This is a genomic window from Caballeronia eucalypticola, assembly GCF_047608185.1.
In the GTDB taxonomy this organism is placed as follows: domain Bacteria; phylum Pseudomonadota; class Gammaproteobacteria; order Burkholderiales; family Burkholderiaceae; genus Caballeronia.
Genome location: NZ_JBLKRU010000012.1, coordinates 52,846 through 69,194, shown reverse-complemented (window position 1 = coordinate 69,194; position 16,349 = coordinate 52,846). Strand labels below are relative to the sequence as shown.

The following is a 16,349-nucleotide window of genomic DNA, read 5'->3' as shown; positions in this document are numbered from 1 at the left end:
GTTGTCGCCTCTATCAAGGAGCAGCGTTCGACGCTTCGAAACCGGTCTGTCAGCCCGGCAGCGTCAGCCCACGCGGCAGCGGAAAGGAAACCGTCTCTTCGATCCCTTCCAGCGGACGCACGTTTCTCACGCCCAGCTCCCGCAAGCGCGCGATCACGGCCTGCGCCAGCACTTCCGGCGCCGATGCGCCCGCCGTCACGCCAATGCGCTTTTTCCCTTCCACCCATTTCGGATCGATTTGCGTGGGCGAATCAACCATATACGCGGGAATGCCGCGCTTTTCAGCGACTTCGCGTAGCCGGCTTGAGTTCGAACTGTTCGGGCTGCCCACCACGATCACCACATCGCATTGAGGCGCGAGAAACTTCACCGCGTCCTGACGATTCTGCGTGGCGTAGCAAATATCCTGCTTCTTCGGCTCTTTCACCGACGGATATTTAGACTTCAATGCACCGATGATCGCGGACGCATCGTCGACTGACAGCGTGGTTTGCGTGACATAGGCAATCCGGTCGGGGTCCGCAAGCGCGAGCGCTTCCACGTCCTCAATGTCTTCCACCAGATGCATGCCTTCGCCGCTCTGCCCCATCGTGCCTTCCACTTCGGGATGGCCCTTGTGGCCAATCATCACGATGTCGAAGCCTTCCTGGCGCATCTTCGCGACTTCCATATGCACCTTGGTCACGAGCGGGCAGGTGGCGTCGAACACGCGCAATTTGCGCGTTTCCGCTTCCGAGCGCACCGCCTTCGACACGCCGTGCGCGCTGAAAATCAGCGTACTGCCTTCGGGCGCGTCGGCCAGGTCTTCAATGAACACGGCGCCTTTCTTGCGCAAATCCTCGACCACATAGGCGTTGTGCACGATCTCGTGGCGTACGTAGATAGGCGCGCCGAACAGCGCGATGGCCCGCTCCACGATTTCAATTGCACGATCGACACCGGCACAGAAACCGCGCGGCTGAGCGAGGAGAATTTCGACATCGAGAAGGGTGTCAGTGGAGCTCATGGCTACAGAATTCCGATGATTTTCACTTCGAACGCCAGCGCCTGGCCGGCAAGAGGATGATTGAAATCGAACAGCGCGGAGGTCTCGCCGACCTCCTTGAGCACGCCCGCGTAGCGGCCACCGCCCGGCGCATTGAATTCGACCAGATCACCGGGAGAAAAATTCTCGCCGATCATCGCGTTCTGACGCAACGTGGCCAGCGACACCCACTGCAGCATTTCAGGATTGCGCTGACCGAACGCCTGGCCAGGCATCAGCCGAAAGGTCGAGTGGTGGCCCACCTTCAGACCAAGCAGAATGTCTTCAAGCGGCGGCGCGAGATGGCCGGCGCCTAACAACAGCGTAGCGGGCTTGTCGGCGAACGTGCTGACAATGTCCGATCCATTCTCAAGCGTAAGCCGGTAATGAAGCGTGACATGCGAACCGGGTTTCACCTCGGAAATATCAATGATGCTCATGTTTGATCGTCGTAGCCGTAAAAGCCTGAATTACCTTCTCAACCGGTTCCGCCGTCCAATAAACGGCCGGGCGTCCGAACAGGACGCCGTCATGGCGAAAGCTTGGCCAGCAAACGGGCGCCGCATCGCCGGAACCAACAGCCTCGGGGCGCAAGCCGCCAAACGGGCGCTCAGGGAATTGCCAAACCGCCATTGTAAGCCACAGTGCGACCGCGTCGCCTCCCTCCCATCAACGCCTTGGCTCAACAGGGAACGGCGCAGTCAGCCGCCAATTTCGGCAATCTTCCCGCCGTTGCACGCGAGCCGGAGCGTGACATGAACGCCCGGCTCGAACTGGTGCTAAACAACGCACCCTATCCCGCCGATGCACTCCTCGCCGCGGAGCCTCACGCACAGATCGCGCCTGCCGTCACGCGCATGCTCGACTGGCCTGCGCGTGACCGTCCGCGGGAACGCCTGTTAAAACTGGGCGCTCAGACGTTATCGGACGCCGAGTTGCTGGCGCTGTTCCTGAATACCGGCCGCCCGGGCATGACGTCCGTTGACGTGGCGCGCGACCTTCTGATCCGGTTCGAATCTATTAGAGGCGTGCTGGGCACGACCGCGACGGAATTACGCAGGTTTGGCGGTATCGGCCCGGCCAAGGCGGCGCTATTGCTCGCGGTCTCCGAGCTATGCCAGCGTTCGCTCGCGGAAAAAACCCGCGACCGGCCCTTGCTGGACGCTCCGCAGGCGGTGGAAGACTATTTGAAATGGCTGATCGGCACGCGGCCCAACGAAGTGTTTGTGACCCTCTTTCTCGATATCAAACATTGCCTGATCACGGTGGACGAATCGGCGAAGGGATCCATCTCGCGTGTTGCCGTCTATCCGCGGGAAATCGTGCGGCGGGCGCTCACATTAAATGCGGCCAGCCTGATCGTCGCGCATAATCACCCCTCCGGCGGCGTCGAGCCGAGCGCCAACGACCGCAGGCTGACGCGGGTGCTGCAGGACTCACTCGCGCTGATCGACGTCCGGCTGCTGGATCATCTGGTGGTGGCATCGAACGAGGTTTTCTCTTTTTCGCGACAAGGATGGATGCCGGCTTAAGGCGAATCGCGGCGCGGCCGAAGCCGCTTCGCAACCTGGATTGCGCTGATTTAATAGCCAGCCAGCCGCAAAACTGGGCAAAACCAGCGCTGAATGGGGCTTCGCAAGCGGAAAACCGCATGAAACCTGCACCGGACCGGATAACCGGATACCTTGTCCGGTACCAAAAAGAGTTGATTTTGCTGGTTTTTTGCGGTTAGAATCTCGGTTTGCTTCTTTCAACCAACCTGTTCCGAGCGTACGCGGTCATCATTTCGGGCAAACCTCTCGGTAGCCCGAAGCGGTCCCAAATGTATCTGGCGTTCGAACTCAGAATTAAAGCGTATTAGGAGTGCTCTCATGGCACGTGTATGCCAAGTAACCGGGAAGGGGCCGATGAGCGGCAACAACGTTTCCCATGCGAACAACCGCACCAAGCGTCGTTTCCTGCCCAATCTGCAAAATCGCCGCTTCTTCGTTGAAAGCGAAAACCGCTGGGTTCGTCTGCGTCTCTCGAACGCCGGCCTTCGCCTGATCGACAAAAACGGCATCGACTCCGTGCTCGCAGATCTGCGCGCACGTGGCGAAGTCTAAGGAGCACGAACATGGCCAAGGGCGCACGCGACAAGATCAAGTTGGAATCGACCGCAGGTACGGGTCACTTCTATACGACCACGAAGAACAAGCGCAACATGCCGGAAAAGATGGCGATCAAGAAGTTTGATCCCGTTGTCCGCAAGCACGTTGAATACAAAGAAACCAAGATCAAATAAGATCCGGTCTCTTTCGCTACGGTTTTACAAAAAGCCTCGCTCACGCGAGGCTTTTTGCTTTTGCGCCGTCGTTTTTGGCACTCGGTCTGCCTGGGCCCGGGCTCGCCCTGTTCGCCCTACTGACCAAACGGCCAAGTGAGCGCATGACCTGACACGCGTTATCCTTACTGCCCGGACTTTCCCATGCCATCGGCGTGAATTCGTAAAGTCGCGGCGGACAACTATAAACGGAGACGTGGCGGGATGAATTTCGACGTGGCAATCATCGGTAGCGGACTGGCAGGCTTGAGTGTGGCGCTGAATCTGGCGGACACGCGGCGCGTTGCCATCCTCGCCAAACGTGGCGTAAGCGAAGGCGCCAGCGATTGGGCGCAGGGTGGTATTGCGGCGGTACTCGACTCCGCCGATAGTATCGACAACCACGTTCGCGACACGTTGATTGCCGGCGGCGGCTTGTGCGACGAGGCGGCCACGCGGTTTATCGTGGAAAACGGGCGTGCGGCCATCGAATGGCTGATCGGCGAAGGCGTGCCGTTCACCAAGGACCTGTCCGCCGAGCTCGGTTTTCATCTGACGCGTGAGGGCGGCCATAGCCATCGGCGGATCATTCATGCCGCCGATGCAACCGGTCACGCCGTGGTCACCACCCTCAACGAGCGCGTGCGCAATCATCCGAACATCACGGTGCTCGAGGATCATCACGCCATCGACCTGATCACGTCCGAGCGGCTCGGCTTGCCCGGGCATCGCTGTCATGGGCTTTATGCACTCGATCTCGCGAGTGGACGTACCGTCACCATTGAGGCGCCGCATACCGTGCTCGCGACCGGCGGCGCCGGCAAGGTATATCTGTACACCACCAATCCGGATACGGCGACAGGCGATGGCATTGCCATGGCGTGGCGCGCCGGCTGCCGTGTATCGAACATGGAATTCATCCAGTTCCATCCGACTTGCCTGTTCCACCCGTACGCGAAGTCGTTCCTGATCTCGGAAGCGGTCCGTGGCGAAGGCGGCATCCTGCGCCTGCCTGACGGAACGCGATTCATGCCCGCCCACGACGAACGCGCTGAGCTTGCACCACGCGACATCGTCGCCCGGGCGATCGACTTCGAGATCAAGAAACGCGGCATTGACTGCGTGTATCTCGACATCAGCCATCAGCCGGAAGTGTTCCTTCAGGAGCACTTCCCTACCATCCTCGCGCGCTGCCGCGAGTTCGGTATCGATATCACGAAACAGCCGATTCCCGTCGTGCCCGCCGCGCATTACACCTGCGGAGGCGTCGTCACGGACCTGGCCGGCCGCACCGATCGTGCGGGGCTTTATGCCGTGGGTGAGACATCGTGCACGGGGCTTCACGGTGCGAACCGGTTGGCGAGCAACTCTTTGCTCGAGTGCCTGGTGGTCGGGCGGGCAGCAGCGCAAGCCATGGAAGAGGACGGCTTCGCCGCCGGCGCCCATGCACCCTTGCCTGCCTGGGATGAAAGCCGCGTCTCCGATCCGGACGAGGAAGTCGTGGTCGCGCACAACTGGGACGAGTTGCGGCGGCTGATGTGGAATTACGTCGGTATCGTGCGTACCGATAAACGGCTTGCACGCGCGCAGCATCGGATAGCGTTGCTTCGTGACGAGATTCACGAGTACTACGCGAACTTCAAGGTAAGCCGCGACTTGCTTGAATTGCGCAACCTGGTTGATGTCGCTTCGATGATCGTGGAAAGCGCGTGTTCACGGCGCGAAAGCCGGGGTTTGCACTTCAGCCGCGACTGGCCGGAGACCTTGCCGAAGGCGTTGCCAACTGTGTTGACGCCGCCGGTTGTGAGGCGGCGGGAGATCTAAACTGCGCGCGGTCGATTGCGGTCAGGTCATGCCGAACGCACCGCGTCCAGCGCGCATTGCACCAGTTCCCGCATCAAGGGCGTGACACGTGCGGCGCGAGCTTCGTCGTAGGCATACGGCCGCGTCTCTTCCATATACGTCACCTGCGACAACTCAAGCTGCACCGCGTGAATGCCATCCTGCGGCGCGCCGTAATGTCGCGTGATGTAGCCGCCCTTGAAGCGGCCGTTCGCCACCGCCGTGTAAGCGCCCTGCTTGACCACCAGCGCTTCGAGCCTCTCTGCAAGACCCGCTGCTGCGCTCTCTCCACCCGCCGTGCCGAAGTTGAAGTCGGTCAGTTTGCCATCGAAGAAACGCGGCACGTGCGAACGGATGGAATGCGCTTCCCACAACAACGCCTTGCCGTGCGCTGCTTTCAAACGCGCCAGTTCTTCGGTCAGCGCATCGTGGTACGGCTGCCAATATTTTTCCCTACGATTGGCGATCTGGGCTTCCGAAGGCGCAGCGCCCGCAGGATATAACGGCTCGCTGTTGAAAGTATCGACGGGACAAAGCCCGGTCGTATCGCGTCCCGGATAGAGATTCGCCCCGTCGGGCGGACGGTTCAAGTCGATCACGTAACGCGAATTCGCGGGCACGAGGATCGACGCCCCCATCTCCACGGCGAACGCGTAGAGACGTTCGAGATGCCAGTCGGTGTCGTCGACTTCACGCGCGATCGGCGTCATGGTGGCGGCTATGTCGGCGGGAATCTGCGTGCCGGCATGGGGAATTGAAATCAACAGCGGCGCGCTGCCGCGCTTCAACGTAAAAACTTGATCGGTCACAGGCTACGTCCTTTATTTGAGCAATCCGGCCAGCGTGTTTCGATACCGCCCGAACGACTCTCCTTCATCGCGATGCCGGCGCGCCTCAACCACGACCTTCCCGCCGACGCTCACATCGAGCACCGGCGTCTCGCCATGTTCGCAAAACACCACGCCCGATAACCACGCGTCCGGCGCATGCCCGGCGATCGCCGGATGGTCGGGATCGAGCACGATGAAGTCCGCCCGGCGCCCCGTCTCCAGCACGCCGACCGCGCGACCGGTGGCGCTGGCGCCGCCTTGTGTGGCGGCATCGAAGAGACGATCGGCGACATGCGTTTGTTCATTCGACGCCAGCACGTTGCGCTCGCGTCGTGTCAGCCGTTGTCCGTATTCCAGCAGGCGCAGTTCGGAGCGCCAATCGACTGCTATGTGGCTGTCCGAGCCGAGCCCAAAACGTCCGCCATCGTTGAGATATGCATGCGCGGGAAAAATGCCGTCGCCGAGATTGGCTTCGGTTGTCAGGCACAAACCCGCAACGGCGCGACTCGCGGCCATTGCGCGGACTTCGCCCTCGTCTACATGCGTGGCGTGTACGAGGCACCAGCGTTCGTTGACATCGAAATTATCGAGAAGCCAGCGCACGGGCCGCGCTTTCAGCGTGTCGAGACAGGCATCAACTTCAGCCGTCTGTTCAGCGATGTGAATGTGCACCGGCGCGTCGGGAAATGCGTTGTCGAGTCCGCTGAGCAAGCGGCCCAGCGACTCCTTCGATACCGCCCGCAGCGAATGCGGCGCAACGCCATATCGAAGGTTGCCATTTTCGGGCTGCATCGAGCGCAGTGAAACGAGGGTGTCGAGCAAATTTTCCGGCGTATGGACAAAACGCGCCTGGCCGGATGTTGGCTCACGTTCGCCGAAACCGCCGTATTGATAAAGCACGGGCAACATCGTCATGCCGATGCCGGTTTGTGCCGCGGCATCGACCACGCGAGCGGCCATCTCCGAAGGATTTGCGTACGGCTCGCCATCGGGCGCGTGATGCACGTAGTGGAATTCGCAGACCGACGTGTACCCTGCCTTCAACATTTCGATGTAAAGCCAGCGCGCGATATCGCCAATACTGTCCGGCGAAATGCGCGCGGCAAACCGGTACATCAGGTCGCGCCAGCTCCAGAAACTGTCAGTCGGATTTGCACGATATTCGGTGAGCCCCGCCATCGCGCGCTGGAACGCGTGCGAGTGGAGATTCGGCATGCCGGCGAGCACCGGGCCTTTGGCTTTATTTACGCCGGCCGGTTGCGCGCTGTCCGGCGTCACGGCGACCAACGTGCCGTGATCGTCCCATTCGAGCAGCACGTCGCGACGCCAGCCATCGTGCAAACGCGCGTGCTCGGCGAACAAGCTATTTCGTGTCATCGGTTAGTCCGTTTATCGATAGTCACAGCGCCGTGGCGCACGACCAGCGCGCAGCGATCAAGGCCGGTCCAGTACGCCAGCTCCGCCAGCGAGCCGATATCCCACGCAACAAAATCCGCCTTCGCGCCGATGCTGATCTCGCCGTTCACATCGGCATGACCAAGCGCTTTTGCGCCATGACGCGTCACGCCCGCGAGCACTTCCGCCACCGATAAACGGAACAACGTGCAGCCCATGTTGAGCATAAGCAGCAGCGACGTGCTCGGCGATGTCCCCGGATTGCTGTCGGTCGCAAGCGCTATGGGCACGTCGTGGCGCCGCAGCAAGTCGATCGGCGGTAACTGTTTTTCGCGGATGAAATAGAACGCACCCGGCAGCAACACGGCGACGGTGCCGGCTTCGCGCATCGCGACTGCACCGGCTTCGTCGAGGAATTCGAGGTGATCGGCAGACAGCGCGTGATGCTTCGCCGCGAGCGCCGCGCCGCCCATCAGCGACAACTGCTCGGCGTGCATTTTCACCGGCAGATTCAGTGTCGATGCCGCGTTGAAAACGCGCTCGGCTTGCTCGAGCGTGAACGCAATGCGCTCGCAGAAGACATCGACGGCATCGACCAATCCTTCCGATGCAAGCGCCGGCAACATCTCTTCGCAGACATGGGCGATGTAGTCATCGGCGCGGCCGGCATATTCCGGTGGCAACGCGTGCGCGCCGAGGAACGTTGTGGCAATGGTAACCGGCCGCGCCGATGCAAGCCGTCGTGCGACGCGCAGCATCTTGCGTTCGGTGGGAATATCCAGCCCGTAACCCGATTTGATTTCCAGCGCGGTCACGCCTTCGGCAAGCAATGCATCCAGCCGACGCAGCGATTGCGCAAAGAGTTCGTCTTCGCTCGCGGCGCGCGTGTTGCGTACCGTCGACACAATGCCGCCGCCGGCCTTCGCGATGCCTTCGTAACTTGCGCCTTCAAGCCGCATCGCGAATTCTTCTGCGCGGTTTCCCGCGTAGACAAGATGCGTGTGGCAATCGACGAGACCCGGCGTGACAAGACGCCGTTCAAGATCGTGGCTGATGGCTTCTGCAAACGCCGAAGGCATTTCAGCTTCAGCACCGAACCATTCGATACGCCCATCGCGCACGACAATTGCCGCGTTTTCCAGCACATCGGCGGGATCGGCACGCGCCGCGAGACGCGCGTTGCGCCAGACCTGCACGCTGTTATCGGTCATGTCAGCGGTCCTTTGAAACGATACGAGCGTCGATCAAAACCGCGCCTTTCGAAACCGGTTCAACGTTTAACGAAGAAAGCTCACCAGCCTCGAAAACAAGCGCATCGCCCGGGGACAGACGCTCGCCATCAACCGCGAATTCGCCAAGCGCACAGACCAGCACAACGCTTCCCTGCTCCACGCTCAACGCTTCAGCATCACGCCGCACCGTCACGTTCCCCGACACACGATCGCGCCTCAGCATCAGGTTGAAATCGCGTGTAGGACCATGCGGCAACTCCGCCGCTATTTTCGTTTCACCCGCGAACGCGAGTGAATCCCAACGCGCAAGAACATGCCGAGGACCAACCGCATCGACGAGCACCATCTCCGTGCCCTCGATCAACGTCAGCACGCGATCGATGCCCTCGAACACCGAGAACGCCCCCGCCTCCGATACATCCGCCACGCTCACGCGCCAGTCGAATGCATCGAAGGCCGCACCGGGCGGCGACGCAGCGATCTCGCGCGTCGCGCCACCGCCGTTTTTCCACGGCACGGCCTTCAAATCGGCCGCGCGAATAATGCTGAAGGCCGCCGCCATGATCAGGTCGTGATGAACGGGAGATCGAGGCCGAAGTTCTTCGCGCATTCGATGGCTTGCTCGTAACCGGCATCGCCATGACGCATCACGCCCGACGCGCAGTCGTTCACCAGCACGCGCGCGAGACGCTTCTGGGCTGCATCGGTACCGTCGGCAACGATGACCATGCCCGCGTGTTGCGAATAGCCCATGCCAACGCCGCCGCCATGATGCAAGCTGACCCACGTCGCGCCGCCCGCGGTGTTCAACAACGCGTTGAGCAACGGCCAGTCGGAGACGGCATCCGTGCCGTCCTTCATGCTTTCCGTTTCGCGATTCGGGCTGGCGACGGAACCCGTATCCAGGTGATCGCGGCCAATCACGATCGGCGCTTTCAGCTCGCCGCTCTTGACCATTTCATTGAATGCGAGACCGGCAACGTGACGCTCGCCCAGACCCAGCCAGCAAATCCGCGCCGGCAAACCCTGGAACGCGATGCGATCGCGCGCCATGTCGAGCCAGCGGTTCATGCCTGCGTTGTGCGGGAACAGCTCTTTCAGCTTGGCGTCGGTCTTGTAGATGTCTTCCGGATCGCCGGACAACGCAACCCAGCGGAATGGGCCCTTGCCTTCGCAGAACAACGGGCGGATGTATGCCGGAACGAAGCCGGGGAAATCGAACGCGTTCTTGACGCCATCGTCGTAAGCGACTTGACGCAAGTTGTTGCCGTAATCGACGGCGTGAATGCCCATCGCGTGGAAATCGAGCATGGCCTGGACATGCTGGGCGCACGAGCGTTGCGCGGCGGCCTTCAGTTCAGCGTGCTGGGAAGGATCAAGCGACGCTGCGCGCCACTTCTCGAGGCTCCAGCCAGCCGGCAGATAACCGTTGATCAGGTCGTGCGACGAGGTTTGATCGGTGACCAGATCCGGCTTGATATCGCCTGCTTTTGCGCGGCGCACGAGTTCCGGCAGCACATCGGCGGCGTTGCCCAGCAGCGCGATCGAGATAGCCTCGCCAGCGGCGGTGTGCTGCTTGATCAGTTCAAGCGCGTGATCGATGTCCTTCGCTTGTTTATCGACGTAACGCGTGCGCAGACGGAAATCGATACGCGTCTGGTCGCACTCGATATTCAGCGATACCGCACCCGCCAGCGTCGCCGCTAGCGGCTGCGCGCCGCCCATCCCACCCAACCCAGCGGTCAGGATCCAGCGGCCCTTCCAGTCGCCGTTAAAGTGCTGCCGCGCGGCTTCGACGAAGGTTTCGTACGTACCCTGCACGATCCCCTGGCTACCGATGTAGATCCAGCTGCCGGCCGTCATCTGGCCGTACATGAACAGGCCCTTGCGGTCGAGTTCGTTGAAGTGTTCCCACGTCGCCCATTTCGGCACGAGGTTCGAATTCGCGATCAGCACGCGCGGCGCGTCGGCATGCGTCTTGAACACGCCGACCGGCTTGCCCGACTGAACCAGCAGCGATTCATCGCTTTCCAGGCGTTGCAGCGTTTCGAGGATTTTGTCGAGACATTCCCAGTTGCGGGCAGCGCGGCCTATACCGCCATAGACCACCAGCTTGTCGGGGTTCTCGGCGACCTCGGGATCGAGGTTATTCAGCAGCATCCGATACGGCGCTTCGGTGAGCCAGCTCTTGCACGTAAGCTCGGTGCCGCGCGGTGCGCGCAGGGGACGCGGGTTGTGGTTTTTCATCAAAGCACTCCTCGGACAGGATGGTGAACATTCGGTATCTTGCAGCCAATTCCTCGGGGCGTTTCAGCCAGCGATGGAGCTCGGTCGGCGAGTTGTATATACAAGTCTGAATCAAAACAAATCGGAGTGCAAGCGGCGTGCAATCGATTCGGATAGGGGTTTACTTGAACGTGCCGCGTAGCTCGGTATAAAGCGGCTGGCAGAGGTCGATCCCACGTAAAAGCTGCGGGATCGATGTCAACTGCGATTACCAAATCTGTCTATACAAGACCTGTTAATTAAAATTCGGCGTCGCTTCGTGGACGAACGCCCACGCCGCGGCAATATCGCCTGCCAGCGGCCGGTCGTCCTTATATTGGGAAATGACCGCCCGGACGCTCCTATAAATCGCGTCGGTTCGAGGCGCGCGCGACAGCTCGGCCGGCTGAAGGTCGTATGCCTGGGTCGCGGCCAGCAACTCGATCGCGAAGATGCGCTCGGCATTGGCGATGATTTCCAGCGCCTTCAATGCAGCCGGCGTCGCGTGGCACAGATGGTCCTCCTGCAAACCGGAAGTGATGCCGCCATCCAGGCTCGCGGGCATCGCGAGGCGGCGATTGTGGGCGACCAATGAAGCCGCCGTGTATTGCGCGATCATGAAACCGGAACACGTGCCGCCGCTGTCGGCGAGAAAAGCGGGCAAGCCGCTGACCAGCGGATTCACCAGACGGTCGATGCGCCGCTCGGCCATTGCGGCGACCTCGGCCACCGCCGTGCTCAGACTGTCCATGGCCAGGCCGATGGACGCGCCCACCGCATGCGCCTGCGAAAACACGCGCGGCGACGCAAGCGTGCCGGCGACCACGGGGTTATCGGTGACGGAAGCCAGCTCGCGATTCACCACTTCCGCCGTCGTCGCGAACACATCGCGCGCCGCGCCGTGAACGTGGGGAATGGTTCGCAAGCTCAACGGGTCCTGCGTCTTGCGTCCGAACGACGCCGCGATGATGCCGCTGTCGGCAAGAAGTGCCCGCAGATGCGCGCCCACCGTCGACAATCCCGCCGATATGCGCAGCGCAAGCGAATCGGCATCGAAGGCAGCCGCTTGACCGCGCAGGTTCTCGAACGACATCGCCGAAATGGTGTCGGCCCATTCGAGCAACCGCTCGGTGCGCGCCAGCGCCAGCGAAGCGAGTCCCGTCACGCAAGGCGTGCCGTTGACCACGCTCAAGCCCTCTTTCGCCTCGAGCACGAGCGGTTCGCGCGCGAGGCGCTGCATCGCGCTGGCCGCGCTCATGCGGCTGGAGTCGTCGCGGACAAACCCTTCGCCGATCAGCACCAGCGCGATATGCGCCATATGGCTCAGATACCCGACCGAGCCGAACGCCGGGACTTCGGGTATCAACCCGCTGTCGAGCAACGTGACGAGCAGCTCCACGAGCTCAAGGCGCACGCCGGAATGCCCGTGCGCGAAGTTGTTCACGGCAGCCGCGATGATCGCGCGCGTCTCTTCGCGCCGCAGCGGCTCGCCCACGCCCACCGCGTGACTCATCAGGATATTGCGCGACAACGCGCGCTGTTCCGACGGCGACACGACCACATCGCACAGCGCGCCCACACCGGTGTTCACGCCATACGCGCGAATCCGGCGCTCGACGATCTGCTCGACCAGCGCGCGCGCATGGTCGATCCGCGAACGTGCGTCCGGCGATAAAACCAGCGCTGCGCCGTGCGCAATCTGCGCGACGCCACGCCAGTCGAGCGGTTTGTCGATACACACGGACGCGCGCGAGCGCTCGTTGCCGCAATCCTCACTCAAGTCCAAGCCGATGATGATGGGATTAACTGAATCAATCGATGGCGTTGGTGAAACTGAACTGGCAAGCACGTCAACCTCGCGGATTTAGTTAGCAGTACGGGAATGATGACTCGACACAAACTGCTGGAAGCGTTCCGAGCAGCGGCCGTTGAACAGGTCGTCGGGCGCGCCTTCGGCATCGGCTTGTCCTTGGTGCAGGAACATCACGCGATTCGACACGTGCCGCGCGAAACCCATCTCATGCGTGACGACCAGCATGGTCCGGCCTTCCTCGGCGAGCGCGCGCATCACGCGCAATACTTCGCCGACCAGTTCCGGATCGAGCGCGGACGTGGGTTCGTCGAAGAGCATGACCTTGGGGTGCATGGCCAACGCGCGCGCAATGGCGACACGTTGCTGCTGACCGCCCGACAGATGCGCGGGATACGCATCGCGCTTCTCGTAAAGACCGACCTTTGTCAGCAACTGCTCCGCCTCTTCAAGGCATTCCGCACGCGTTCGTTTCTGCACGCGCAACGGACCTTCAATCACGTTCTGCATCACCGTCATGTGCGACCAGAGATTGAAACTCTGGAACACCATGCCGAGCTGCGAACGAATGCGATCGACTTGTTTGCGATTGCCTGGCTGCAGGCGGCCATCGCGGCCACGCTTCATTTCGATCGCTTCACCCGCGAGTTTCACTTCGCCGTCGTCGGGTGTTTCCAGCATGTTGATACAACGCAGGAAAGTGCTTTTGCCCGAACCGCTCGCGCCGAGGATGGAGATCACATCGCCTTCGTGCGCGTCGAGGGAAATGCCCTTGAGCACGTGCGCGTCGCCGAAGGACTTATGGATGTTGGTCGCGGACAGCGCAATGGAGGTGCTGGTGTTCATGAGGTTTTCTCCCTTGGATTCAGGAATCGATGTGCTGGCTGTCGGGGACAGTCGCCGCTTTGAGCGTGGCCGGGGACGAGGATGAACGCTTCTTCGGCGCGGCAGCGTTGCGATCGCGCAGATGCGGCGAGAGCTTCTTTTCGAGCATGCCGAGCGCCCGCACGATAATGAAATTCAGCACGAGATAGATAGCCGCCGCGCAGATGAAGACTTCCATCGTCCGATAGGTCCGCTGGATGATCTGCTGTGCGATGCCTGTCACATCCCAGACCGTGACAAGACTCGCGAGCGCCGTCGATTTGACGAGCAGCACGGCTTCGGTCGAGTACGCCGGCAATGCGTAACGCAGCGTGATAGGCGCAATGATCCGGCGCAACACGGTCCAGCGCGACATGCCAACGGCGAGCGCCGCCTCGATCTGCCCGTGCGGCACCGACTGCAAACCGCCACGAATAATTTCGGCGGTATATCCGGCTGTGCACAACGCAAGTGAGACAATCGCGCACACATACGGCACGCGCAGAAGCGGCCAAAGGAAGCTCTCGCGCACGGCTGGGAACTGACCCAGACCGTAATAAACAAGGAACATCTGGATCAGCAGCGGCGAGCCGCGGAACACGAGGATGTAGCCGCGCGCAAAACGGTTGAGCGCCCAGTTCGGGCTCACCCGCATCGCGACGATCACAAGGGAAAGCAAACCGCCCGCGATCAGCGAGGCGAAGAACAACCCGAGCGTGGTGGGGACAGCAGCTAACAGTTTCGACAACGTATCGCCGAGAAATTCGAAATCGATGTTCATGGTCGGATTCGCTTGGGGAACGTATTAATGGCTCAGAAGCTCAGTGCCGCGCGAGCGTGCCGCGAAATGATCGACCGATGCGTGCTTCGGCGCGGTCGAAAACGCGGTTCGACAGGCTGGTAAGGATCAGGTACATCGCCCCGCCGACCATATAAAACGTGAAGTATTGATGCGTCGATCCGGCCGCAACCTGGCTCGTGCGCATCAGCTCGGCGAGTCCGGTCACGGCGATCAACGCAGAATCCTTGAGACTCAGTTGCCAGACGTTGCCAATACCCGGCAACGCGAACCGTATGACTTGCGGGATCAGCACGCGGCGCCACAACGTTGCCGTCGACATGCCGATAGCCCGCGCCGCCTCGATCTCGCCACGCGAGACCGCGAGCACCGCCGAGCGATACACCTCGGCTTGATACGAGCCGGAAATCAGGCCAATGGCGAGCGCGCCGACCACGAAAGGCGGCACGCCGATGAACCCATCGGCACCAAAAAAGTGGCCGACGGCGGTCATCACCGACGAACCGCCGAAGTAGAAGAGATAGATGATCAGCAGTTCGGGGATGCCGCGAAAAAGCGTGGTGTAGGCATCGCCGATAATTCTTAGCGTGCGGCTGCGCGACAGCTTCGCGGCGGCGACCATTGCACCGAACACTGCGCCGACGGCCAGCGCGGCGATCGTCAGCACCACGGTCATGAGCAGCGCGAGCAGCAAGGTGGGGCCCCACCCTTGCTCGCCGAAACCGAGTAGTTGAACCAGACTCATCATTTATCTCCTGCGGTGATACATCGTCGAGCGCGTTCGATTTTTTGATTCGCGCTCGCCAAACATCAGTCAATCAGCAACGCATCAAGGCGTGGCGTCGACCTTCAGCCATTTCAGAGAGAGGCGCTTGACCGTGCCGTCGGCGAGTGCCGCCTGGATGCCCTGGTCGAATTTCGCCTTCAAGTCCTTGTCGGACTGACGGAATGCCAGCGCTTCGCCCGGACCCCAAACCGTTCCGGCAATCTTCGGACCGGTGAACGCGAGACCCTTGTTTTCCGGCTTGGTGAATGCCGAAGCCCAGTAGGTGCTGTCGTCGAACGCGACGTCGATACGGCCTGCGACCAGATCGAGGTCATGCTCCGGCGCGGTTTTGTACTCGCGAATGGTCGCCACGTCCCTGAAGTTCGTATCGATGAACTTGGTGTAGACCGTGCCCGACTGGATACCGATGGTCTTGCCCTTCAGCGCGACACGCAGTGCATCGACGGTGGCTTTGTCGTGCGCAGTGTCGCCCGTCAGCTTGACGGTCTGGCCTGCACCGGGCTGCTTGGCGAGCGCGGACGCGCTTTGGTCGGCTGACACGAAAGCGGCGGGCGTTGATGCATACGGTGTCGAGAAAGCAATGATTTTCTCGCGTTCCGGCGTGACCGAAATGGCGTCCATGAGCACGTCGAACTTGCCTGCTTGCAGGCCGGCGATCATGCCGTCCCAGTCTTGCGTCACCAGGTTGCACTGGATCTTGATGCGGGCGCAGACGTTCTCGATCAGCTCCGGCTCGAAGCCGCCGAGCTTGCCGCCGGGAAGCGTCAGGTTCCACGGTTCGTACGCGCCTTCGGTGGCGATCGTGACGGATTTCCAGTCTTTCGCCTGGGCGCTGGCAGCGCCGAGAGCGATTACACCAACGGCCACCGATGCAGCCAGCCGGGCGAGCAATTTCGTTTTGCCTGTCATTGTTGAGCCACTCTTTCCACGAAGGTTGTTGGACCAAGCGGCGAACGCCAACTTGTATATACAAGCATGGCGTGAACAAAAAGGACTGGCAACGGTTTTTTCGCCTAAGCGAGAGAACTTAGGGAAAATACCGAGACGCTTGATGGATATGGCTTACAGAGGTGTTACTGGGGTCAATGCGGGGAATCTGCTGAACGTTCAGTCAATTCTTTGAGAGATTTCTCAAAGTTGTCTAGACACGGCAGTTGGTGAGAAGGACGGCGATTGGGTGCTTTGGGTCACACGGTCGC

At 61.1% G+C, this 16,349-nt stretch carries 16 protein-coding genes; 4 read left to right on the top strand and 12 right to left on the bottom strand.

Annotated features, from left to right (window positions below; all coding sequences use genetic code 11):
- Positions 1-49: 49 nt before the first annotated feature.
- Positions 50-1,006, bottom strand: a complete 957-nt coding sequence (ispH, locus tag ACMX25_RS16115; RefSeq protein WP_299712187.1) for a 4-hydroxy-3-methylbut-2-enyl diphosphate reductase — start codon at positions 1,004-1,006, stop codon at positions 50-52.
- Between the two features lie 2 nt (positions 1,007-1,008).
- On the bottom strand, positions 1,009-1,464 hold the full coding sequence (locus tag ACMX25_RS16110; RefSeq protein ID WP_414950989.1) for an FKBP-type peptidyl-prolyl cis-trans isomerase: 456 nt from the start codon (positions 1,462-1,464) through the stop codon (positions 1,009-1,011).
- Between the two features lie 315 nt (positions 1,465-1,779).
- Between ACMX25_RS16110 and radC the strand changes: the two genes are divergently transcribed.
- The 4 genes from radC to nadB all read left to right on the top strand — a co-directional run bounded on the left by radC (position 1,780) and on the right by nadB (position 5,150).
- Positions 1,780-2,556 (top strand): RadC family protein, encoded by a 777-nt coding sequence (radC, locus tag ACMX25_RS16105; RefSeq protein ID WP_414950988.1) that lies wholly within the window; start codon positions 1,780-1,782, stop codon positions 2,554-2,556.
- A 339-nt stretch (positions 2,557-2,895) separates the two neighbouring features.
- Positions 2,896-3,129 carry a 50S ribosomal protein L28 gene (rpmB, locus tag ACMX25_RS16100; protein ID WP_031359861.1) on the top strand — a complete coding sequence of 78 codons (234 nt, stop codon included), beginning with the start codon at positions 2,896-2,898 and terminating at the stop codon, positions 3,127-3,129.
- A gap of 11 nt (positions 3,130-3,140) precedes the next feature.
- A complete protein-coding gene (rpmG, locus tag ACMX25_RS16095) occupies positions 3,141-3,308 on the top strand; it encodes a 50S ribosomal protein L33 (RefSeq protein WP_006478046.1) in 168 nt (55 codons plus the stop codon).
- Positions 3,309-3,551: 243 nt separating this feature from the next.
- Positions 3,552-5,150: an L-aspartate oxidase gene (nadB, locus tag ACMX25_RS16090; RefSeq protein ID WP_414950987.1), complete on the top strand. Its 1,599-nt coding sequence runs from the start codon at positions 3,552-3,554 to the stop codon at positions 5,148-5,150.
- A 26-nt stretch (positions 5,151-5,176) separates the two neighbouring features.
- On the opposite strand, the gene hutG is transcribed toward nadB, so the two are convergent.
- From hutG to ACMX25_RS16040, 10 genes are all read right to left on the bottom strand, one after another.
- A complete protein-coding gene (hutG, locus tag ACMX25_RS16085; RefSeq protein WP_414950986.1) occupies positions 5,177-5,977 on the bottom strand; it encodes an N-formylglutamate deformylase in 801 nt (266 codons plus the stop codon).
- 12 nt (positions 5,978-5,989) lie between these two features.
- Positions 5,990-7,375: a formimidoylglutamate deiminase gene (locus tag ACMX25_RS16080; RefSeq protein WP_414950985.1), complete on the bottom strand. Its 1,386-nt coding sequence runs from the start codon at positions 7,373-7,375 to the stop codon at positions 5,990-5,992.
- Positions 7,372-8,604 (bottom strand): imidazolonepropionase, encoded by a 1,233-nt coding sequence (gene hutI / locus ACMX25_RS16075; RefSeq protein WP_414950984.1) that lies wholly within the window; start codon positions 8,602-8,604, stop codon positions 7,372-7,374. The genes ACMX25_RS16080 and hutI overlap by 4 nt, the downstream gene beginning before the upstream one ends.
- A gap of 1 nt (position 8,605) precedes the next feature.
- Complete coding sequence (locus ACMX25_RS16070) at positions 8,606-9,187, bottom strand: HutD/Ves family protein (protein WP_414950983.1); 582 nt, start codon at positions 9,185-9,187, stop codon at positions 8,606-8,608.
- 2 nt (positions 9,188-9,189) lie between these two features.
- Positions 9,190-10,872 carry a urocanate hydratase gene (hutU, locus tag ACMX25_RS16065; protein ID WP_414950982.1) on the bottom strand — a complete coding sequence of 561 codons (1,683 nt, stop codon included), beginning with the start codon at positions 10,870-10,872 and terminating at the stop codon, positions 9,190-9,192.
- Between the two features lie 274 nt (positions 10,873-11,146).
- Positions 11,147-12,670 carry an HAL/PAL/TAL family ammonia-lyase gene (locus tag ACMX25_RS16060; RefSeq protein ID WP_414950981.1) on the bottom strand — a complete coding sequence of 508 codons (1,524 nt, stop codon included), beginning with the start codon at positions 12,668-12,670 and terminating at the stop codon, positions 11,147-11,149.
- An 84-nt stretch (positions 12,671-12,754) separates the two neighbouring features.
- Entirely contained in the window at positions 12,755-13,546 is a 792-nt protein-coding gene (locus ACMX25_RS16055; protein WP_299711734.1) for an ABC transporter ATP-binding protein, read from the bottom strand.
- Positions 13,547-13,565: 19 nt separating this feature from the next.
- Positions 13,566-14,345 (bottom strand): ABC transporter permease, encoded by a 780-nt coding sequence (locus ACMX25_RS16050; protein ID WP_414950980.1) that lies wholly within the window; start codon positions 14,343-14,345, stop codon positions 13,566-13,568.
- A 40-nt stretch (positions 14,346-14,385) separates the two neighbouring features.
- Positions 14,386-15,108 (bottom strand): ABC transporter permease, encoded by a 723-nt coding sequence (locus ACMX25_RS16045; protein ID WP_414951107.1) that lies wholly within the window; start codon positions 15,106-15,108, stop codon positions 14,386-14,388.
- Between the two features lie 84 nt (positions 15,109-15,192).
- Positions 15,193-16,059 carry a transporter substrate-binding domain-containing protein gene (locus ACMX25_RS16040; RefSeq protein ID WP_414950978.1) on the bottom strand — a complete coding sequence of 289 codons (867 nt, stop codon included), beginning with the start codon at positions 16,057-16,059 and terminating at the stop codon, positions 15,193-15,195.
- Between the last annotated feature and the right edge of the window lie 290 nt (positions 16,060-16,349).

Bases quoted from the DNA above. Each gene is read 5' to 3' on its own strand.
- ispH (WP_299712187.1), bottom strand. From the start codon at position 1,006: ATGAGCTCCACTGACACCCTTCTCGATGTCGAAATTCTCCTCGCTCAG.
- ACMX25_RS16110 (WP_414950989.1), bottom strand. From the start codon at position 1,464: ATGAGCATCATTGATATTTCCGAGGTGAAACCCGGTTCGCATGTCACG.
- radC (WP_414950988.1), top strand. From the start codon at position 1,780: ATGAACGCCCGGCTCGAACTGGTGCTAAACAACGCACCCTATCCCGCC.
- rpmB (WP_031359861.1), top strand. From the start codon at position 2,896: ATGGCACGTGTATGCCAAGTAACCGGGAAGGGGCCGATGAGCGGCAAC.
- rpmG (WP_006478046.1), top strand. From the start codon at position 3,141: ATGGCCAAGGGCGCACGCGACAAGATCAAGTTGGAATCGACCGCAGGT.
- nadB (WP_414950987.1), top strand. From the start codon at position 3,552: ATGAATTTCGACGTGGCAATCATCGGTAGCGGACTGGCAGGCTTGAGT.
- ACMX25_RS16080 (WP_414950985.1), bottom strand. From the start codon at position 7,375: ATGACACGAAATAGCTTGTTCGCCGAGCACGCGCGTTTGCACGATGGC.
- hutI (WP_414950984.1), bottom strand. From the start codon at position 8,604: ATGACCGATAACAGCGTGCAGGTCTGGCGCAACGCGCGTCTCGCGGCG.
- ACMX25_RS16070 (WP_414950983.1), bottom strand. From the start codon at position 9,187: ATGGCGGCGGCCTTCAGCATTATTCGCGCGGCCGATTTGAAGGCCGTG.
- hutU (WP_414950982.1), bottom strand. From the start codon at position 10,872: ATGAAAAACCACAACCCGCGTCCCCTGCGCGCACCGCGCGGCACCGAG.
- ACMX25_RS16055 (WP_299711734.1), bottom strand. From the start codon at position 13,546: ATGAACACCAGCACCTCCATTGCGCTGTCCGCGACCAACATCCATAAG.
- ACMX25_RS16050 (WP_414950980.1), bottom strand. From the start codon at position 14,345: ATGAACATCGATTTCGAATTTCTCGGCGATACGTTGTCGAAACTGTTA.
- ACMX25_RS16045 (WP_414951107.1), bottom strand. From the start codon at position 15,108: ATGAGTCTGGTTCAACTACTCGGTTTCGGCGAGCAAGGGTGGGGCCCC.
- ACMX25_RS16040 (WP_414950978.1), bottom strand. From the start codon at position 16,059: ATGACAGGCAAAACGAAATTGCTCGCCCGGCTGGCTGCATCGGTGGCC.